We start from the raw sequence: 19,320 nt of genomic DNA on the forward strand, positions 1-19,320 counted from the left end.
TTTACTTCTCCTCTATTGCAGCTTTTACTTCTGGCGGCATATAGTTTTCATCATGTTTTGCTAATATTTTAGTAGCAGAAAAATAATTTCTATCTTTTAAAAATCCTTCTGCAACTACTCCTTTTTCTTCTTCAAAAAGATTTGGAACTGCGCCAGCATAAGTAACGTTAATTTCATTTTTAAAATCAGTAATTATAAATTTTATTTCATTGGCAGTTATAGAAATTGAGTTTTTTTTTACCATTCCTCCAACTCTGATCTTTTTTTTATCTAATTCTGATGAAGTGTAAATTTCAGATGGTGACTGAAAGTATACTACATTTTCTTCAAGAGATTTTAGAACTAAAAAAACTGATAAAATTAAAATTAATAAAACTATAACTACAAACAAAAATCTTAATTTAACTTTGCGACCATACATGGTTTAAAAGTTAATTGTTTGCGGCGTTAGCTAATATTTCTTTATTGATTCTTTGTGATTTTGCAGAATTAGCTTTCTCCGTGTTAAGAGATCCAAATTTAGCAACAAATTTACTTTGCTCTTTAACAAATTGAATTTTTGTAACTAAATAAAGAGCTGTGAAACTCATAAGAGTAAAGCTGAAAGCAGATAAAACGTAAACACCGTATCCGTTCATAAAAAGTATTTCATTAATCATAATCTATCTAGGCCTTTATTTTTAATTTTTATCAGTTCTGTATTATATTTCATTAAGAAAATTAGCAATGAAAAAAGAGCAAATGCCGCAGTCATTATCAATAATGGAAAAAGCATTGATGAATGAATTGAACTTTTAGACAAGATATTTATTGATGCAGGTTGATGAAGGGTATTCCACCAGTCAACGGAATATTTAATAATTGGAACATTAATAATACCTAGAATAGTAACAATAGTGCTAATCTTAAAAACCTTTTCTTCATTTTCGTAAATTCTCCAAGAAATTAGGTACATTGCATAAAACAGAGCTAAAATTAACATTGAGGTAATTCGAGCATCCCAAGCCCACCAAGTTCCCCATGTTGGTTTTCCCCAAATAGAACCTGTAACTAGAGCAATGATATTAAAAACAAAACCCGAAGGTGCTAAACTTTTTGCAATTAAAAAAAAATTTTTATTTTTAAAAATAAAACCACTTATAGAAAGAAAAGTAATTGATGAAAAAATTCCAAGGGAAATCCAAGCAGCTGGAACATGTACATACATAATCCTGACAGCATCACTTTGTTTATAATCTTCAGGAGACAATACTAACGCTTCTGTTAATCCTACAGAAAGCACAATGACAAATAAAAATAAAACATATTTTGGAGCTTTAGATGTTATCTGAAAAATTTTGTTAGGTTGAAAAAGCTTAAACATAATATTATGGATTTTTAATAATGTTTATTATGAAAAGGATTTCCGATCAAGAATGCAGAGGGAGATAATAATCTGAAATTAACGTTTAACACTCTTGATCAGAATATATGTAAATTTACTTAATTTATATGGCCTTGATTTGAGCTAAATGTGTTTGAATAATGATTATATTAGTTAGACATCTTAAAATAACTTGAGCCCTTTTTGCCTGAAAAAATCTCTTCAATTAATGGGTGTTTAATAGGCTCATCTGAATCATCCATAAGAAGGTTTTGCTGTGAGACATATGCTTCATAAGTAATTTCATCATTTTCAGCTAACAAATGATAAAAAGGCTGATCTTTTCTTGGTCTTACATTTTTTGGGATTGACTGATACCACTCCTCTGAATTATTAAATTCAAAGTCGACATCATATATCACACCTCTAAACTCAAAGTGTTTGTGTTTGACAATATCACCTATTGAAAATTTAGCTTTTTGTATTGGCATGGTTATTAGTATGGGTATTTAAAAATAAAAATCAATGGTTAAAATAATACTGTTTTGTGATGTGATTAATATGTTAATATCTTTAAAGTGAATAAATCTTTTTTAAAATTTGTTACTGATTTTGGCCCATTAGCTATATTTTTTTTCTACTATTATAATAATGATAAAAATCTATCAGTTGCTATTCCTCCACTAATAGTTGCAACTTTAATCGCACTAGTTGTTGTATGGTTTTTTGAAAAAAAAATACCAACCATGCCTTTAGTTAGTGGAGTTTTGATTACTTTTTTTGGCGGATTAACAATCTATTTTAATGATCCAATATTTATTTATGTAAAACCAACCATCATAAATATTTTATTTGCACTAGCTTTACTTTTTGGAAAATATTTTACTAAAGAACCTGTTCTCAAAAAAATTATGGGCAAATCAATTCCTTTAACCGACTTAGGGTGGGAATTATTAAATAAAAGATGGATGTTTTTTTTCTTTGGACTAGCAATTTTAAATGAATGTATATGGAGAACCCAAACTGAAGAGTTTTGGGTAAATTTTAAGGTATGGGGAATGTTACCAATAACAATAGTTTTTACTGGCTTTCAGATACCCTTAATTAATAAATATAAAATTGATGCGTAGCAATTTAAAATTAGTAGTTAATAATCCACATAAACAAATAGAGGAAAGACAATTTTTTGAAAAAGATGAACTTAAGATAATCTTAGATTTATATGCCAAAATGGTTTCTGAAGGATCTTGGAGAGATTATGGTTTAAATATTTCAAGCAAACAAGTTAGTTTTAGTGTTTTTAGAAATGCAGCAGAAAATGCTTTATATAAAATTTGTAAAAATTTTAAACCTAAAAATAAAAACCTAAAGTATTTAATTACAGATACTAATAGTAAGATTCTTAAAAATTCTTTTGATCTGAAAGTATTGCTAAATAATACTAATTGGAAAAAATTACAGAAATAAAATTATCGTCTTTGACCAAACAATCTTAACAACATTATAAATAAATTTATAAAGTCTAGGTAAAGAGTAAGAGCACCCATAACTGCTTTTTTACCCATAATTTCACCTGTGTCGGTCACAGCATACATATTTTTAATTTTTTGAGTGTCATAAGCTGTTAGACCTACAAAAATTAATACACCAAGAATTGAGATTACAAAGTACATCATAGAGGACTTCATAAAAATATTCACTACAGAGGCAATTATAATTCCAATTAAACCCATCATCAAAAATGAACCTAATTTCGTTAAATCTCTTTTAGTTGTATAGCCATAAATACTCATTGCACCAAATGTTGCTGAGCAAATAAAAAATACTCTGGTAACACTCATACCAGTATAAACTAATAGTATTGAAGATAGAGATAGACCCATTAATGCTGCAAAAACCCAAAAAGTTGTTTGAGCCTTTGACGCACTCATCTTATTAATTCCAAAACTCATATAAAAAACAATTCCTAAAGGTGCCAACATTACTAGCCACTTTAATCCTGACATATAAATTGCACTACCCATTTGTGTTAGACCAGTAATTGATCCAGCATCATTTGTTACAACTGACATTTTGAATGTTAAAAGTGCAACTATTCCAGTTAATAAAATTCCTGTAGCCATATAGTTATAAACTTTAAGCATGTAGGCTCTTAAGCCTTCATCCATAACAACTGTTGACTGTTGAGCTACTTTGGCTCTATTTAGTATTCCGTTTTTATCAAATTCCATAATGAGTAATATATAATAGTCTTTTACTAATTATTCAAGATACCTTAAAAGATTAAAATTATTCGAAAAAATCAAAAACTGACATGAATTATAAAAAACTAGGCAATACTGATCTTGATGTAAGTACAATTTGTCTCGGAACAATGACTTGGGGTGAGCAAAATACTCAAGAAGAAGGATTTGAACAAATGGATTATGCTTTAGATCAAGGTATAAATTTCTGGGATACTGCAGAATTATATGCTGTCCCTCCAAGAGCAGAAACATATGGCCATACAGAAATAATAATTGGTAACTGGTTTAAAAAAACAAAAAAGAGAGACAAAGTAATTTTAGCTTCAAAAGTGGCAGGCCCAATGAGAGCATATCTAAGAGGTGGTGGAAATAACTATGGTATAGATAAGATGACCCAAGCTGTAAATGATAGCTTAAAAAGATTACAAACTGATTACATAGATCTTTATCAATTACATTGGCCAGAAAGAAACACAAACATGTTTGGACGTCTTGGTTACGAACATAAAGATAATGGTGAGTGGAATAAATTTGAAGATGTTCTTGGAAATCTTAAAAGATTTGTTGATGAAGGAAAAATAAGAGAAGTTGGTTTATCTAATGAAACTCCTTGGGGTGTTTCAAAATACCTGGAACTCTCAAAAGATAAAAATTTACCAAGAATGATGTCTATTCAAAATCCATATAGTCTATTGAACAGAACCTATGAAGTTGGTCTTGCTGAAATATCAGTGAGAGATGAAATAGGTCTTTTGGCTTATTCACCTTTAGCAAGTGGATATCTGTCAGGAAAATACAGAAACAACCAATTACCTAAAAATTCTAGAATTGAGAGAGATCCTGATTTTTGGACAAGATATGCAAAACCTAATACAGAAAAAGCTGTTGATGCCTATTATGAAATTGCAGAGAAACATGGTCTTGATTTAGCTCAGATGTCCTTAAAATTTCTAGAAATTCAGCCATTTGTTACTTCTGTTATTATTGGTGCAACTACTATGGAGCAGTTGAAAACTAATATAGAAAGTGTAAACATAAATTTATCTGATGATGTCATCAAAGAAATTAATGAAATTCAAACTATTTACCCTAACCCATGTCCATAATTAAAAAAATTATTCCAACTCTACTAATAATTTTTATTATTTTATTAAGCCAACTATCGGCAGAGGAAATTAAAAATATTGGAAAATATAAAGATTGGCAGTCAATGGTTATAAATGAGAACGGTGGGAAGGTGTGCTTTGCTCAATCATCACCAATATTACAAGCTCCAAAATCAAATAAAAGAGACGCAAAACTATTTGTTGCCTTTAGACCTGCTGAAAAAATAATTAATGAGATAAGTGTTACTGGAGGATATGAATTTAATAATAAAAATTCAGTAACTGCTACTTCAGGAAAAAACAAATTTAAATTTGACATTAAAGAACAGGGTTTTGCCTGGATTGCTGATACTAAGGTTGAATTTAGAATGATTAGTAAAATGAAAAAAGGATCGAGAATTATGATTACAGGTTATAATCAAAAAGGTTCTCAAACAATTGACCACTATTCACTATTAGGATTTACCAAAGCTTATAACACTGTAAAAAAAGCTTGTAGTTAATTTAATGAAATCAAAAAAGACAATTGTTTTAGCCTATTCTGGGGGTCTTGATACCTCTATTATTTTAAAATGGTTACAAGAAAATTATGATGCTGAAGTAATTTGTTACACAGCAGATGTTGGTCAAGAAATTGATAGAAAAAAAATTATAACTAATGCAAAGAAATTTGGTGTTAAAAATATAATTATCAAAGATTTAAAAGATATTTTTGTTAAAGATTATGTTTATCCAATGATCAGAGGTCACGCAATCTATGAGGGTGTTTATTTATTGGGCACATCAATAGCAAGACCGCTTATTGCCAAAGATCAAATCCGTGTTGCTAAAAAATTCAAAGCTTATGCGGTTTCGCATGGAGCAACTGGTAAAGGAAATGATCAAGTTAGATTTGAACTAGGATATCATTATTTTGGACCCAATATAAAAATTATTGCTCCTTGGAGAATTTGGAAATTAAAATCTAGAACAGATCTTATAAATTATGCAAAAAAATATGGTATTGCTATTCCAAAAGATAAAAAAGGAGCTCCACCTTTTTCAATTGATGATAATTTATTTCATACATCAACAGAGGGCAAGGTTTTAGAGAACCCAAAAAATTCAGCACCAGAATTTATTTTTCAAAGATCAGTTTCACCTGAAAAAGCTCCTAATAAACCAAGTTTCGTAACTATCAATTTTAGAAATGGCGACCCATTTGGGATTAATGGAAAAAAACTTTCTCCAGCAAAATTATTAGAAAAACTCAATCAACTTGCTGGTAAAAATGGAATTGGAAGAGTTGATTTAGTAGAAAATAGATTTATTGGAATAAAGTCTAGAGGAGTATACGAAACGCCTGGCGGCACATTATTAATTCACGCACATAGAGCAATAGAATCGGTAACGCTAGATAAAGAAACTATGCATAAGAAAGACCAAATAATGTCAAGATATGCTGAATTGATTTACAACGGCTATTGGTATTCAAAAGAAAGATTTAAACTTCAAAAAATTGTAGATCTTAAAAAGAATAAAGTTAACGGTTCTGTAAAACTAAAACTTTATAAAGGAAATATAATAATAGAGTCTCGACAAACAAAAAGTTCTGCTTACTCGATGAAAAAAGTTTCATTTGAAGAAAACAAAACATTCAATAAATCTAACGTTGAAAGATTTATTAATTTTCACAAGAAAAAACTTCGTTCTTAGATTAATGAAAATAAACGTTTTTGCAGACACCATTTGCGGTTGGTGTTTTATTGGACATAAAAATCTAAATAAAGCCTTAAAAAATTTTCCAAATATAAAATTTGATATTAGGCATATTCCATTTCAATTAAATCCAGATATGCCAGCCGAAGGTATTCTTAGAGACAAATATTTAGAAATAAAATTTGGTGGAAAAGATTATGCAGCACCCATGTATGAAAATATGAAATTGAAAGCAAACGAGTCAGGGATAGATTTAAAATTAGATAAAATAAAAAAAACTCCAAACACTATTCTTTCTCATTTACTAATTATTTTAAGTGAACAATTTAATTTACAAAGTGAAGTTAAAGAAAAAATATATCAGTCTTATTTTATTGATGGGTTTGATATTGGGGATATGGATGTGTTAATTGGTATTGCTAAGGAAAACAATATTGCAGAAAATATTTTTAAAGAATTTATTAATGAAAAAAATATTCAAAATGTGACTTCAAAAATTTTAATTGCTAAAGAGAAGAATATTAGTGGAGTTCCATTTTTTGAGATAGGAAAAGATTTTATTTCTGGTGCCCAAAGCTCAATTCAATTAGAAAACGCCATTAAATCCAATTTAAACTAGGATTTAGGACAATTTGACATTTGTTATAATTATTAAAAATTATATTTTTGCTAAATGGAATCAATAAAAAATTGGATGATAGATGCAGCTAACATCTTGTTTGATGATAGTAAAAATGATCTTAGGTCTCTTCCGAAGACTGTAAGACTACAAATCCTTTTAGTTTTAAGTTTTATTTGGACTACAGTTTTTAGTTTATACATTTTTTCTTACACAACTTTTGCTTTTGGGTGGGCAGGACTTTATGTGGCCCACATTGGTTTAATATTTGCAGTCTATATGACTTTTAAAAATTTTCACAAAGCTGAAGAACAATCTAGTAGCGTTTTTAAAACAAAAAATTTTGATCCATTAAAAATAATGGTGATTGTTTTTGTAGTAGTATTTATTTTTATATTTTCAAAAGGGATTGAAGTTTTAACTAGCCCTAACCCAAGTTCATATTCTATTCCTTATGATGGACCATCTAAATCAGTATTTGAAAAATGGCTACCATTTAGCAAAGATAAATAATGGAAAAAATAGCAAAAAATTTACAGTTAGCATTAATGTGTATTATTTTGATAAGCACAGTAATTGCTGTTGGTATGGAAATTAAGAATATGTTTCTTAACCAATCAGTAACATTGGCTGATTTGCTTTTAATGTTTCTATATTTAGAAGTTCTTGCAATGGTTAGAGTATTTTGGGATCAACAGTCAATCAGTATAACTCTACCTCTATTAATTGCCATCACAGCTCTAGCAAGATTTATAATATTACAAGGAAAAGAAATGGACCCAACAGCATTAGTTTATGAGGCTGTTGCAATAGTTCTTATTGCGGCTGCAATTGTAATTCTAAGATTAAGACACAGTGATAAATTGGGTCTAAAAAGAAAAAAATCTAAATAATTTAATATGATGTTTGAACCCTCAAGGGCTAAGGCCGTTGATAAATTAAATAATTTTGTAGAAAATAATTTAATTGATTATTCAAAGCTAAGAAATTTTGATTTTGGACCCAGCAATAGATCAAACATTTCCTGTCTATCTCCATACATAGCGCACGGAGTAATAAATGAATTAGAAGTAATTGATAAATCTCTTAAAAAATTTTCATTTGCAAAGAATGAAAAATTTATTCAAGAGGTTTTATGGCGAACTTATTGGAAAGGTTGGCTTGAACTAAGACCAAATGTTTGGTCAGATTATTTAATAGAATTAGATAACGTTAGAAATCAATTTAAAAACAATCAAAATTATTTAGATGCTATTGAGGGAAAAACAAACATAGACTGCTTCAATCAATGGGTAGTTGAACTTAAAGAAAACAACTACCTCCATAACCATACCAGAATGTGGTTTGCTAGTATTTGGATATTTACACTAGAATTACCGTGGCAGCTTGGTGCAGAATTTTTTATGCAACATCTTTATGATGGTGATGCTGCATCGAATACACTTGGTTGGAGGTGGGTAGCTGGGGTTCAAACTCAAGGTAAACATTATCTAGCAAGTGAATGGAATATAAATAAATTTACTAATAATAGATTTAAAAACATAAAGCTTAATGAAAATGCCACACCAATATTCAGTGATAAAACTTATCCCGTAAATAAAAAAGATTTTTTAAATTCAGAAATTTTAGAGGATCAAACTTTATTAATATTTGAAAATAATATGACTTTTGAATCTTCTGATTTTAAAGAGCATAAATTTAAAAAAATTTTGTTAGTCTTAAATAATACAAATAGAGCCATTAAATTAAGTGAAAAAGTATTGAAATTTAAAGCTGAACTTTTAAAAGATCAAAAAACAAGGTTAGAGGAAAAATCAATTAATTGCGAGATTATTAACATTAGTGATTTAAAGAATATTGCTGAAAATGTTTATGGTCTTTATCCTACTGTTGGTGAAAATTTTGATTTTATTCAGAACAATAATTTAAAAAATATCAAATTATTATATAGAAAGTTAGACCAGTTTTCTTGGCAATATTGCAATAAAGGTTTTTTTAATTTTAAAAATTATATTCCAAAAATAATTGCTAATTTTAATTAAGCTAAAAAGGTTTTAATACCATCTAAAATATACTGCACACTTAATCCAACGAGAATAATAGCTACCACTCTTGAGATAACACCAATTATCTTTTTATTTATTAATTTAGAAAATTTTGAAGCTATAAAAAAAATTATAAAAGTTAAAAATAAAACAATTACCAAGGAAAACATTCCTACTGTTTGATTTGTAAAATTAGTTCCAATATCTGAAACAGAAACAATTACTGAGGTAATAGCTGCAGGACCAGCAATAATAGGTGTTGCTAATGGAAAAATACTAACATTATCAGAATTAAGATCTATATCTTCTCCTTTTCTTTGTTGACGCTTATCAAACAACATTTCAATTGCAATTATCAATAAAATAATTCCACCCCCTATTGTAAAAGCTGGGTAAGAAATATCTAAATAGCTTAAAAGTGAGCTTCCAAGTAACGCAAAAAATAACAATATGATAGTTGCTATTATAGTTGCGCTAACTGCTACTTTAATTTTTTGTTTTGTCTCCATATGCTGAGTGATACTCAAAAACAATGGAGTATTCCCCAATGGATCAATAACGATAAAATACAAGAAAAAAGTTTGAATAAAAATTTCAGACATCTGGTTTATTTATCTCTTTAAAATATTATTACAATTTAAATTAAAACCAACGTATCATTCCAATAATACCAGCTGTTGCATAAAAAAATTGCAACAAAAGTATTCCTTTATGGCCTCCTCTATAGGCCCAAATTCCAATCAATATCGCTGATAAAAGCAATAAGCAGAAACCAAAAAATTCTATTCCAATATTTAATGCAACAAACAAGGAATATAAAATAGCAGTAATCACACCTGCCCATTCAAAAAATTTATTGTTCATTTTGGTGATTAATACGTATTATAATTTTTTTATTTGTTTAAAATTCTTATCAAAATTTATTTTTTTTAAATAATTTAAAAATCTTTTTTTGTTTTTAAGCCACTCTTTATCTAAAATCGAAAACCAAGCTGAGTCTCTACTTCTACCTTTAAAAACAAACATCTGTCTAAATACTCCCTCAAATCTAAAACCTAGTCTAAAAGCTGCTTTTTTAGAGGCTGAATTTAAATTATTACATTTCCACTCATATCTTCTATTACCTAAAATCTCGAAAGCATTTTTCATCATTAAATACATCGTTTCAGTTCCCTCAACTGAATTCTGTAAAAGTAGTGAATAATTTATGTGTCCAACTTCAATTGAACCGTGAACTGGTTCAATTCTTAAATAACTAGCCATTCCACAATATTTCTTATGTCTCTTAGAGTAAATTGCATAAAAAAAAGGATCCTTGTTTAGACAAAATGATTTAAGCCAATTTCTAAAACTTAAATAAGTTTTAAATGGACCGTAAGGCAAGTATGTCCAAATTATATTCTTTTTGTCATTTGAATATTGTAAGTATAAATCTTTTGAATGTTTGCTAATGTTTAAAGGTTCAAGAATTGTATAATTACCAACTAATTTTTTTTTTTCTGGTAACTTTGCTTTTTTAAATTTTACTTTAGGGCCTAGTTTTAATTTGATCATAACATCTTTTTAAAATTATCATAAAGAATCTTAGAATAATTATTCATATCAGGCATATTATCTTTTGCAACTTCATCAAATTTTTCTAAGGCGCCATCCCCTAATTGTTCTTCAAGGGCTGTTTTATACTCAGGCACACATCCCCATTCATTAACTGTGGTATCCTTAATTTCAATATGAAATTGAATTCCATATGCATGATTTTGGTATTTAAAAATTTGATATTTTGTTATGGGCGATGATGCCAATAAGGTTACATCTTTATTCTTTTCTATTCCCTGAACCTCATATGAGTGCCATTGCAAACTTTTAATCTGTTCTGGAAATTTTGAAAAAAGATTGTCCTTATCTTTTTCTTTGGTAAAATTGATATCCATAATTCCAATTTCTGCAGGATTTGATTTAACCACCTTGCCACCCACTACTTCACCTAATAACTGACAACCAAGACAAAAACCTAAATAAGGTTTTTTTAAATTAATAACAAATTCTTTAATTGTTTTTTTTTCTTCAATTAACCATGGGTATTCTTGCTCCATAAAAGTATCCATTGGACCACCCATACAAAACATTCCATCAAATTTACTAAGGTCATTTGGAATTTTCTCACCTTCATCTAGCTCGATTGTGGTTAATTTAACTCCATCAGCCAACATTAAGTCTTTAATGTAGCCTGGGTCCTCTATTTTAATATGTTGTAAAACAATTATATTCACTAGGGTTTAGCTTAGCTTAGAGCACTTCTTAGAGCAATATTTTACTCTATCCCAATTTAGCTTCCATTTTTTACGCCATACAAAAGGTCTTTTACAAACAGGACATATTTTTGAGGGTAGATTTTCTTTTTTCAATTTAAATTTCTTTAAAATTTTCTTTCCATTTTTTTATTGCTTCTTCCCAACTTGGTATAACATTATCCTCATATCCATGAACAGAACCTGTACCAATAAATCTAAAATTCTTCATTGCCAAAGCATGGTGTTTACCCCTTAAATAATCTGTCATTTTACTCTTATTCTCCCAGGCTGTTAGAGTGTGATGATATTTATTTACCTTTTTTGAGTCACAAAACAAATTTCCATTTGCTTTTCTTGCTGCAGCAAAACTTGGTATTGTATACCTTAAGAATTTTAACATTCCAAAAAAACCTCTTACTTTAATACCTGTTATTGAAATATACATTATACAGTATTTAATTTTATGAATTTGTCTGCTTCAGATAAAATCATTTTTTTTCTTTCATCTTTCATTTTATCAAAAATTCTAACCATCATCGACAGTCTTGGGTTCTTTAAAAAAAATTTTCTATTTCTATCTATAAACCTCCAATAAAGACCATCCATCGTATTGCACCACTCCCCTTTTTTAAAATCCATCATTTTCATGAAATAAGCAGACCCACAAATGTATGGTTTGGTTGCAAAAATCCCTCCATCACTAAATAAACCCATACCATAAACATTTGGAACCATCACCCAGTCAGATGAGTCAACAAACATTTCCATAAACCATTTATAAACATAAGTTGGTTTTACTTCGCAAAGGTTCATTATATTTGAAAGAATCATCAATCTTTCAATGTGATGAGACCATCCATGATCAACAGCATTTTTAATAGCATAATCTAATGGTGGCAGACCTGTGGTTCCTTCGTACCAAGATTTTTTCATTTTCCTATTTTGCTTGAAAAAATTTCCTGACTCCATTTCATCAGAGTAATTTTGATAAATTCCTCTCATAAACTCTCTCCAACCAATTACCTGTCGGATATAACCTTCTAATGAGTTCATTCGTATTTTATTTTTTTTATGAAAGTCTAAAACTTTTTGAATGATGAATTCTGGTGTTATTAAACCCAAGTTAATATACGGACTTAATGCACTATGAAATAATATATTGTCTTTTTGATTAACTGCATCTTCATAGTCACCAAATAAATTTGATTTTTCTTTTATAAAAAAATTTAAAAGTTTAATTACATCATCATATTCAGTTGCTAACCAAAAATTATCAGTACTTCCAAGATGGTCTTTAAATAGTTTTTCAATAATTGGTTTTAATTTTTTTGTATGATAGGTTTCATTAATCTTTGGAAATTTTGGAATTAAAATATCTTTAGGTAATTTATTTCTGTTATCTTCATCAAAACTCCACTTTCCACCGATTGGATTGCCGTCTGCACCCATTAATATTCCTGATTTTCTTCTAACTTCTTTATAGAATGTTGCCATGAAGGGTTTTTTTGATTTTCCTAAATAATTTTTAAATTCGTCTCTTGAATTTAAAAACATAGGAGTTTGAACAATATTCCAATTGATTTTTTCTTTATTTAAAAATTGTGAAATTTTTTTCTCAAAAAATTTATCTTCTACTTCAAAACTTGAAATTTCAGTTATCTTATTTTTAGTTATTATTTTTTTTAACTTCTTGAAATAATCATCTTTAAAATCTTTATCTTCGATTTTAAAATAATCTAGTTTATATTTATTCTTTTTTAAATTATCTGCATAAGAGCGCATAGAAGATAAGAATAGCAAGATTTTTTGCTTATGGTGTTTTTCATAAGTGCATAATCCATTATCTTCTGCCATAAAAAACAGATGGTCCTTTTTGAAGCGGTCTAGGTATTTTAATGGAAATAATTGATTACCAAGTATAAAAAATAATTTCATAACTAAATATAACTAATTAATAAATTTATGTCAGAAAAATATCTAATCTTTGGTGCGACAGGTTCTATTGGTTCAAGTCTAGCTGAACAGTTAAAAAATTCTGGAAACGATATTCACTTAGTTGCAAGAAATGAAAGTGAAGTAAGTGCCATTGCAGAAAAATTAGGATGCACATATACAGTTGCTGATGTTTTGGAAGATGACTTCATTGGAAAAGTTAAAGTAGATCTTGCTGAAATAAAAGGTATTGCGTATTGTATTGGCTCGATTGATCTTAAACCCCTTAGAATGGTCACAGAACAAGATTTTAATAAGTGCATGAAATTAAATCTCTATTCTGCGGTAGAAGCCATTAAAGGATATCAAGAAAGTTTAAAAAAGAACAAAGGTTCTATAGTTTTATTTTCTACAGTTGCAGCTCAAAGAGGTTTTACTAATCATGCTATAATCGCTTCAGCTAAAGCAGCAGTTGAAGGTCTGACTGTTTCACTTGCAGCAGAATTTGCTCCCAATATAAGAGTTAACTGCGTTGCTCCAAGTTTAACAAAATCAAAAATTGCAGAACCCATGTTAAAGAACACAACAATTGCCGAAGGTATTGCAAAAGCTCATCCACTTAAAAGATTAGGTGAAGGAAAAGACTCTGCATCTCTTGCTAAATTTTTAATTACAGAAGATAGCTCTTGGGTAACTGGACAAATAATTGCAGTTGATGGTGGTAGATCTAAATTATCTTAAATATTTTCTAAAAACAATTATAACTGCAAATACAATTATTAAAGCAGCTATACCTTGTTCACCTAAACTATTTAATAAATTGATTAAATTTGTTGTTACTTGAGAACCAAAAAAAGCAACATTGGGTCCAAATAATATTTCTGCAATTACAGATACACCAAGTAAAAGAACTCCTAATTCAATAAATTTATTTAGGTAACTAGTAATTTTAGAAATCCAATTCATCATAATTTCCTTTCAAAAAATCCCTAATCTAAAAAAAGAGAGATTAGGGATTTTTATTTCATTATTAACTAAAGAGGAAGTTGTTAACTTCAACTATTTATATAAGTTTAAAATGACAATAGCTGCTACTAACCCAACTATACCTGCATCACCTAAACCTTGAACTAAACCAACTATATTGTCTGCTACTCCACCTACAAATGGCACATTTCCACCTAGTAGAGAAACCACGATGGCTAAACCAAGCAAAGAAATAACAATATTAGTTAAACTAGATATTGTTCCTGCTAATCCTTGTAGTGCTTTCATTTTTTGCTCCCTTTTTTAAGTTAACTATCGAATCAATGACGATAGTAATGAAACTCTAATCAAATTGAGCTAACTTGATAGCATTTACAATCCCCATTTTACTAGTTTTTTGAGATTAATTTGTTCATTTTGAGCTAATAAGCTCATTTTTTAAAAACTAAGTTTTAATCAACAGGTTTTAGTTTTGGATTAATATTTATATCCACTTCTTCTATTGAATGACCTCTTCTAATTTCATCATAAAAAACAACTTGAGTTCGCATTTTGCGATTTTTGAGCTCTTTATACTTACTAATTAAATTACGATATATACCATGTTTAAAATATATTTCTTCTGGTTTAAAAAAAATTGGAGATTTTAAGATTTCCACTTTCTTAATACCATCAACCCATGCATCTATTCTTTTATTTTTAAAATCTAAACAAAAAGAAATATCTGTCCAAACTTCTTTCATTTTTCTCAATGGCTTTAATGTAGTAAATATTGATTTATCAATAACGTCTGTTGCTGAACCACTAAGTTCGTGCCAATTAAAAAATAAATATCCTTTATGTGCATCAATTTGAATCAAGGGTGGAAAAGAAGCTAGGCCGCCTGATGCTGTACCTGTTGGACCACCAATTTGATGAACTTGGCCTAAAGTAGTTTTGGCTGGAGCTACATCAAAAAAATTTTTAGATAACATTAAACTATATCCATAGCACTGTTTTCCTTTTGGAGCCTGTCTTGGTTCTGTTGAAAACTCAACTCTTTCTCTATCAGTGTCACAATCACTCCAAAAATCATCTCTAAAGCAATCACCATCTCTCAGTTCAAATCGCTGAAAATATATTCCAGCACGTGCTTTTATTTCATCTTTAATGTATTGAAAATTATGATCCTTATGATCCATAAAGTTTTTATGAAACTCAAATCCGCTTTTCTTGGTTTTCAAACCAAATTTTCCTTCTTCATCTTTAAATATTCCTGATAAAGCTAAAGTTGGTATTAACAGAAAAAAGATTAATAATTTTTTCATCTTGATTTATTAAACATATGCTGTTGTTTGAACCAGCACAATTAATAAATAGAAAAAATAATTAAAATTTAGTTTTTTTGATTAAGAAAAAAATTTTTTAGTTGATAAATTACCTGTTGAGGATTCTGTTCAGGAATAAAATGTCCTGACTCTATAGCTTTTCCAATAATTTTTTTATTAGAATATTTTTGCCAAATTTTTATTGAATTAAATTGTTTACCTATAACTCCACTTTTTCCCCACAAAACTTGAATTGGAATATTAAGTTTTTTATTTTTATCTTTTTTGTCGTGTTCTAAGTCTATTGTATCTGACGCCCTATAATCTTCACATGAAGCATGAATTCTTTTTTTTTGTTTAAATGATCTAAGATAAGCTTCTTCTGCTCTACCAAACTTATGTTCTCCTGACCATTTATGCAAACAACTTTTCATCCATTTTCTTGGATCGCTCATTATCATTTTTTCCGGCAACCAAGATGGTTGGATTAAAAAAAACCAATGAAAGTATGCTTTTGCAAATTTTCTATCAGTACTTTCATACATGTCTAGTGTTGGACAAATATCTAAAACACTTAAAGCTAAAATTTTTTTTCTAAAATCTCTAGCCATTCTATGGGCAACTCTTCCACCACGATCGTGGCCTGCAAGAAAAAATTTTTTAAAGTTTAATTTATTCATTAGCTGAATCATGTCTTTAGCCATTTCTCTTTTTGAATAATTAATGTGGTTTTTGCCACCAGGTAAAACTAAACTATTTCCATATCCTCTTAGATCTGCAACTACTACTGTGAAATATTTGCTTAATTCCGGGGCAATTTTATGCCACATGATATGGGTTTGAGGATATCCATGAAGCAAAAGCAATGGTGGTCCATCACCCTTAAATCTGCAAAAAATTTTTCCTCTATTTACTTTGATAAGTTTTTTTTTAAACCCTTCAAACATAATAAAAATTTAGTTGTTTAATATTTTATCTTTTGCTTTTTCAAATTCTTCTTCAGTAAGTACTCCACTTTGACGTAATTGATTGAGTTTTGTAATTTCATTACTTAACTGGTCATTATTAGATGACAGATTTATAGTATCAATTTCCTCTGGTTCTTGAGGTGCGTTATCAACTTTAGCCTTAAAGCCCTTCATGATTGCCGTGCCTCCTAAATAAAAAACAAAACCAAGTATAGGTAGTGCTAATCCAAAAAATATTATTTTTTCCATAAATTAATCTTCATCCTCATCTCGCCATCCTTTTTGGTACATTAAATACCCTGCCAATATAACAGAAAAAGTTCCTGCTATCATTCCAAAATCAAATCCTACTTGTTTTCCATAAAAATACCATCCTAACTGTGTTGCACCAATTGGAACGGCGGTTAACAAAATCATTATTAGGCCAATTCTATAAGGATATGGTGGTTTCTTCATGCTCAACCTTATCAAAAAATAATTGATAAGATAAAGTATTAATTGTGGGTCAAATTATCTAAATCAGTGATTTCTAATTTTGAGATCTTTTAAAACAATCAACAGTATTTTTTAATAAACAGGCAATAGTCATTGGCCCAACCCCACCCGGGACAGGAGTTAAAGCTTTAGCAACTTTTGAAACTTCATCAAATGCAACATCACCAACTAATCCATTTTCAGTTTTATTAATTCCAACATCAATTACAATTGCATCTTTTTTAACCCAGTCTGCTTTTACAAGCTCTGGAATACCGACAGCTGCTACAATAATATCTGCTTCTAAACATTCTGCTTTTAAATCTTTAGTTTTAGAATGAGTTATAGTTACAGTGCAATTTTCTTTTAAAAGTAATTGCGCCATTGGTTTACCATTTAAATTTGATCTACCAATCATAACTGCTTTTTTTCCACTTAAATTTGGTTCAATTTTTTTGATCATCAAATAACATCCCAATGGAGTACAAGGTACCGAGCTTTCATATCCTGAAGATAAATTTCCAACATTCATTGGATGAAAACCATCAACATCTTTAGAGGGTGTGATTGTTTCAATTACTTTTTGCTTATCAATGTGTTTTGGAAGTGGAAGCTGAACTAAAATTCCAGAAATAGTTTCATCTTTATTTAATTCTTCAATTTTTTCTAAGACAGTTTTTTCTTCAACTGTATCCGGGTATCTAATTACCTCAGATTTTAAGCCAACTTCATTAGCTGATTTTTCTTTATTACGAACATAAATTTGACTTGGAGCCATATCTCCAATTAGAATAACTGTTAAACCTGGGACTTTATTATATTTATTCTTCAACTCAGCTACTTCTTGCTTTAGTTCCTCTCTAAGTTCTGCAGCTGCTTTTTTTCCATCTATTAAAATCATTTTACTTCCTTAAAAAATCATTGGTGCAATGTACAGTTTCATACACATTTCGATAAACCAAATCAATAGTAGAAGAATTATTGGTGAGATATCTAAAGAGCCTAAGTTTGGCAAAAAACGTCTAATTTTATACAAAATTGGGTCTGTTAAACGATGAGTTAATTCTAAAATAGAATAAACAAATCTATTTTGAGTATTTAGAACATTAAAAGCAATCAACCAACTTATTATAACGTTAGCTATTACAACGTAAGAGTAGAGTTTTAAAATTTGTAAAACTAGATAAAAAATTGCTATCATTTTTTCTCGATATAAATCGATTGGCTTGGAAAAGCAAAAGCTGCATTATTTTTTTCCACAATTTGTTTAATTTTAATTGCTAATTTCTCTTTAACCTCAAGCCATGTTTTAAAGCTATTAGAAGAAGTAAAACATCTAACCCTCATATCAATTGAACTGTCAGAAAATTTTTCAACTCCCACGACAACACCTACTGACTTATCAAAATCATTATTTTCATTAATATGACTTTCTATTTCATCTCTAACTTTTTTTAACTGATCAACTGTAGTGTCATATTGAAGTGTTATCGCCCAATCTATTCTCCAGTTAGTAGTTTCACTAATATTTATAACTGCATTTTCAGCAAACTGAAAATTGGGAATTATGGCTAAAGACTTATCAAATTTTCTTATAACTGTTGATCTAAATCCAATTTTTTCTACTATACCCTCAATAATACCATCAACTAAAATCCAATCTCCTATTTTAAATCTTTTCTCAACTAAAACTAAAATTCCTGAAATTAAGTTTTTAAATAAATCCTGTGCCCCCAATGCAACAGCTACACCAAATAATCCAAGTCCTGCAATAATTGGACCAATTTTTATTCCCCACAACTCAAGTACTGCAGCAAGTCCTAAAATAAAAATTAAAATTTTAAGAGACTTAATTATCCATCCAATTAACTCTCTAGTTAAAAGTTTATCCAGTCCACTTAAAATATAAGAAATTGGTTCAATAATTTGATGAATAACCCAAAATATCAAAATAGTAATTAAAGTTCTATTAATAGTATCCACAACCTCTCGGCCCTCACTTGAAAAAGTCATATAGTAACTTGCAATAAAAAAACCAAGCACAATTGGTAAAAATCTTGCAGGTCCTTCCAAGGCGTGAACGAAAGTATCATCAAGTTTATTGGTTGTTCTTTTTGAAATTATTTCTAATTTTTTGATTATCAGCTTACTAATTAAGCCTCTAAAAACTAAAAAAATAAAGAATATTCCAATACCAATTAATATTTGAAAAATATCAACTCCTAGAATTCCCTTTTTCCAAACTGATAAAAATACATCAGAAAAATTATTTATTATTTCCATA

At 28.9% G+C, this 19,320-nt stretch carries 31 protein-coding genes; 10 read left to right on the plus strand and 21 right to left on the minus strand.

Annotated features, from left to right (window positions below):
* Position 1 precedes the first annotated feature (1 nt).
* From ccmE to hspQ, 4 genes are all read right to left on the minus strand, one after another.
* Positions 2–421 (minus strand): cytochrome c maturation protein CcmE, encoded by a 420-nt coding sequence (gene ccmE / locus ACIJYE_RS06605; RefSeq protein WP_435090131.1) that lies wholly within the window; start codon positions 419–421, stop codon positions 2–4.
* 10 nt (positions 422–431) lie between these two features.
* On the minus strand, positions 432–659 hold the full coding sequence (locus tag ACIJYE_RS06610; protein ID WP_435090133.1) for a heme exporter protein CcmD: 228 nt from the start codon (positions 657–659) through the stop codon (positions 432–434).
* Positions 656–1,363, minus strand: coding sequence for a heme ABC transporter permease CcmC (gene ccmC, locus ACIJYE_RS06615; RefSeq protein WP_435090134.1), 708 nt, complete (start codon positions 1,361–1,363; stop codon positions 656–658). The genes ACIJYE_RS06610 and ccmC overlap by 4 nt, the downstream gene beginning before the upstream one ends.
* A 170-nt stretch (positions 1,364–1,533) precedes the next feature.
* Entirely contained in the window at positions 1,534–1,854 is a 321-nt protein-coding gene (gene hspQ / locus ACIJYE_RS06620) for a heat shock protein HspQ (protein WP_271524506.1), read from the minus strand.
* Positions 1,855–1,941: 87 nt separating this feature from the next.
* Between hspQ and ACIJYE_RS06625 the strand changes: the two genes are divergently transcribed.
* Both ACIJYE_RS06625 and ACIJYE_RS06630 read left to right on the plus strand, forming a co-directional pair.
* On the plus strand, positions 1,942–2,493 hold the full coding sequence (locus ACIJYE_RS06625; protein WP_435090135.1) for a septation protein A: 552 nt from the start codon (positions 1,942–1,944) through the stop codon (positions 2,491–2,493).
* Complete coding sequence (locus ACIJYE_RS06630) at positions 2,486–2,830, plus strand: DUF2794 domain-containing protein (RefSeq protein ID WP_435090136.1); 345 nt, start codon at positions 2,486–2,488, stop codon at positions 2,828–2,830. Before ACIJYE_RS06625 ends, ACIJYE_RS06630 begins: the two co-directional genes overlap by 8 nt.
* A gap of 2 nt (positions 2,831–2,832) precedes the next feature.
* Here the strand turns inward: ACIJYE_RS06630 and ACIJYE_RS06635 are convergent, their stop codons facing one another.
* Positions 2,833–3,594: a Bax inhibitor-1/YccA family protein gene (locus ACIJYE_RS06635; RefSeq protein ID WP_435090137.1), complete on the minus strand. Its 762-nt coding sequence runs from the start codon at positions 3,592–3,594 to the stop codon at positions 2,833–2,835.
* Between the two features lie 83 nt (positions 3,595–3,677).
* On the opposite strand from ACIJYE_RS06635, the gene ACIJYE_RS06640 reads away from it, so the two are divergent.
* The 7 genes from ACIJYE_RS06640 to ACIJYE_RS06670 are packed head-to-tail and all read left to right on the plus strand — an operon-like array spanning position 3,678 to position 9,074.
* Positions 3,678–4,715: an NADP(H)-dependent aldo-keto reductase gene (locus ACIJYE_RS06640; protein ID WP_435090138.1), complete on the plus strand. Its 1,038-nt coding sequence runs from the start codon at positions 3,678–3,680 to the stop codon at positions 4,713–4,715.
* Positions 4,706–5,218: an invasion associated locus B family protein gene (locus tag ACIJYE_RS06645; RefSeq protein ID WP_435090139.1), complete on the plus strand. Its 513-nt coding sequence runs from the start codon at positions 4,706–4,708 to the stop codon at positions 5,216–5,218. Before ACIJYE_RS06640 ends, ACIJYE_RS06645 begins: the two co-directional genes overlap by 10 nt.
* Before the next feature lie 4 nt (positions 5,219–5,222).
* A complete protein-coding gene (locus ACIJYE_RS06650) occupies positions 5,223–6,410 on the plus strand; it encodes an argininosuccinate synthase (protein WP_435090141.1) in 1,188 nt (395 codons plus the stop codon).
* Between the two features lie 4 nt (positions 6,411–6,414).
* Positions 6,415–7,032 (plus strand): DsbA family oxidoreductase, encoded by a 618-nt coding sequence (locus tag ACIJYE_RS06655; RefSeq protein ID WP_435090142.1) that lies wholly within the window; start codon positions 6,415–6,417, stop codon positions 7,030–7,032.
* 54 nt (positions 7,033–7,086) lie between these two features.
* A complete protein-coding gene (locus ACIJYE_RS06660; protein WP_435090144.1) occupies positions 7,087–7,545 on the plus strand; it encodes a UbiA family prenyltransferase in 459 nt (152 codons plus the stop codon).
* A complete protein-coding gene (locus tag ACIJYE_RS06665; protein WP_028036046.1) occupies positions 7,545–7,925 on the plus strand; it encodes a phosphate-starvation-inducible PsiE family protein in 381 nt (126 codons plus the stop codon). The genes ACIJYE_RS06660 and ACIJYE_RS06665 overlap by 1 nt, the downstream gene beginning before the upstream one ends.
* A gap of 6 nt (positions 7,926–7,931) precedes the next feature.
* Positions 7,932–9,074, plus strand: a complete 1,143-nt coding sequence (locus ACIJYE_RS06670) for an FAD-binding domain-containing protein (protein WP_435090145.1) — start codon at positions 7,932–7,934, stop codon at positions 9,072–9,074.
* Here the strand turns inward: ACIJYE_RS06670 and ACIJYE_RS06675 are convergent.
* From ACIJYE_RS06675 to ACIJYE_RS06705, 7 genes are read right to left on the minus strand one after another with little or no spacing between them, the layout of a single operon-like run.
* Complete coding sequence (locus ACIJYE_RS06675) at positions 9,071–9,679, minus strand: MarC family protein (RefSeq protein ID WP_435090146.1); 609 nt, start codon at positions 9,677–9,679, stop codon at positions 9,071–9,073. The two genes, ACIJYE_RS06670 and ACIJYE_RS06675, sit on opposite strands and share 4 nt — an antisense overlap.
* A 40-nt stretch (positions 9,680–9,719) precedes the next feature.
* Positions 9,720–9,941 (minus strand): hypothetical protein, encoded by a 222-nt coding sequence (locus tag ACIJYE_RS06680; RefSeq protein WP_271496840.1) that lies wholly within the window; start codon positions 9,939–9,941, stop codon positions 9,720–9,722.
* An 18-nt stretch (positions 9,942–9,959) separates the two neighbouring features.
* Positions 9,960–10,631 carry a GNAT family N-acetyltransferase gene (locus ACIJYE_RS06685; RefSeq protein WP_435090148.1) on the minus strand — a complete coding sequence of 224 codons (672 nt, stop codon included), beginning with the start codon at positions 10,629–10,631 and terminating at the stop codon, positions 9,960–9,962.
* The gene (locus tag ACIJYE_RS06690) at positions 10,628–11,347 is read right to left on the minus strand and encodes a type 1 glutamine amidotransferase (protein WP_435090150.1); all 720 of its coding nucleotides are present in this window, start codon (positions 11,345–11,347) and stop codon (positions 10,628–10,630) included. The genes ACIJYE_RS06685 and ACIJYE_RS06690 overlap by 4 nt, the downstream gene beginning before the upstream one ends.
* A gap of 6 nt (positions 11,348–11,353) precedes the next feature.
* Positions 11,354–11,482: a DUF2256 domain-containing protein gene (locus tag ACIJYE_RS06695; protein ID WP_435085832.1), complete on the minus strand. Its 129-nt coding sequence runs from the start codon at positions 11,480–11,482 to the stop codon at positions 11,354–11,356.
* Position 11,483: 1 nt separating this feature from the next.
* Positions 11,484–11,813, minus strand: coding sequence for a hypothetical protein (locus tag ACIJYE_RS06700; protein ID WP_435090152.1), 330 nt, complete (start codon positions 11,811–11,813; stop codon positions 11,484–11,486).
* Positions 11,813–13,303, minus strand: coding sequence for a cryptochrome/photolyase family protein (locus ACIJYE_RS06705; RefSeq protein ID WP_435090154.1), 1,491 nt, complete (start codon positions 13,301–13,303; stop codon positions 11,813–11,815). The genes ACIJYE_RS06700 and ACIJYE_RS06705 overlap by 1 nt, the downstream gene beginning before the upstream one ends.
* Before the next feature lie 27 nt (positions 13,304–13,330).
* On the opposite strand from ACIJYE_RS06705, the gene ACIJYE_RS06710 reads away from it, so the two are divergent.
* Positions 13,331–14,041 carry an SDR family NAD(P)-dependent oxidoreductase gene (locus tag ACIJYE_RS06710; RefSeq protein WP_435090156.1) on the plus strand — a complete coding sequence of 237 codons (711 nt, stop codon included), beginning with the start codon at positions 13,331–13,333 and terminating at the stop codon, positions 14,039–14,041.
* Here the strand turns inward: ACIJYE_RS06710 and ACIJYE_RS06715 are convergent.
* The 9 genes from ACIJYE_RS06715 to ACIJYE_RS06755 all read right to left on the minus strand — a co-directional run bounded on the left by ACIJYE_RS06715 (position 14,033) and on the right by ACIJYE_RS06755 (position 19,319).
* Positions 14,033–14,266: a hypothetical protein gene (locus ACIJYE_RS06715; protein ID WP_435090158.1), complete on the minus strand. Its 234-nt coding sequence runs from the start codon at positions 14,264–14,266 to the stop codon at positions 14,033–14,035. The genes ACIJYE_RS06710 and ACIJYE_RS06715 overlap by 9 nt on opposite strands.
* Positions 14,267–14,359: 93 nt before the next feature.
* Positions 14,360–14,575 (minus strand): hypothetical protein, encoded by a 216-nt coding sequence (locus tag ACIJYE_RS06720; protein ID WP_435090160.1) that lies wholly within the window; start codon positions 14,573–14,575, stop codon positions 14,360–14,362.
* 164 nt (positions 14,576–14,739) lie between these two features.
* Positions 14,740–15,594, minus strand: a complete 855-nt coding sequence (locus tag ACIJYE_RS06725; RefSeq protein WP_435090162.1) for a heparin lyase I family protein — start codon at positions 15,592–15,594, stop codon at positions 14,740–14,742.
* A 68-nt stretch (positions 15,595–15,662) separates the two neighbouring features.
* Positions 15,663–16,541, minus strand: coding sequence for an alpha/beta hydrolase (locus ACIJYE_RS06730; RefSeq protein WP_435090164.1), 879 nt, complete (start codon positions 16,539–16,541; stop codon positions 15,663–15,665).
* 9 nt (positions 16,542–16,550) lie between these two features.
* Positions 16,551–16,811: an SHOCT domain-containing protein gene (locus ACIJYE_RS06735; RefSeq protein ID WP_435090166.1), complete on the minus strand. Its 261-nt coding sequence runs from the start codon at positions 16,809–16,811 to the stop codon at positions 16,551–16,553.
* A gap of 3 nt (positions 16,812–16,814) precedes the next feature.
* Positions 16,815–17,018, minus strand: a complete 204-nt coding sequence (locus tag ACIJYE_RS06740; RefSeq protein ID WP_271560744.1) for a hypothetical protein — start codon at positions 17,016–17,018, stop codon at positions 16,815–16,817.
* 73 nt (positions 17,019–17,091) lie between these two features.
* A complete protein-coding gene (gene folD, locus ACIJYE_RS06745; protein ID WP_435090168.1) occupies positions 17,092–17,937 on the minus strand; it encodes a bifunctional methylenetetrahydrofolate dehydrogenase/methenyltetrahydrofolate cyclohydrolase FolD in 846 nt (281 codons plus the stop codon).
* 9 nt (positions 17,938–17,946) lie between these two features.
* Positions 17,947–18,237 carry a YggT family protein gene (locus ACIJYE_RS06750; RefSeq protein WP_435090170.1) on the minus strand — a complete coding sequence of 97 codons (291 nt, stop codon included), beginning with the start codon at positions 18,235–18,237 and terminating at the stop codon, positions 17,947–17,949.
* Positions 18,234–19,319, minus strand: a complete 1,086-nt coding sequence (locus ACIJYE_RS06755; RefSeq protein WP_435090172.1) for a mechanosensitive ion channel family protein — start codon at positions 19,317–19,319, stop codon at positions 18,234–18,236. Before ACIJYE_RS06755 ends, ACIJYE_RS06750 begins: the two co-directional genes overlap by 4 nt.
* Position 19,320: the final 1 nt, after the last annotated feature.

This window comes from Candidatus Pelagibacter bacterium nBUS_30 (assembly GCF_051201245.1).
GTDB lineage: Bacteria > Pseudomonadota > Alphaproteobacteria > Pelagibacterales > Pelagibacteraceae > Pelagibacter.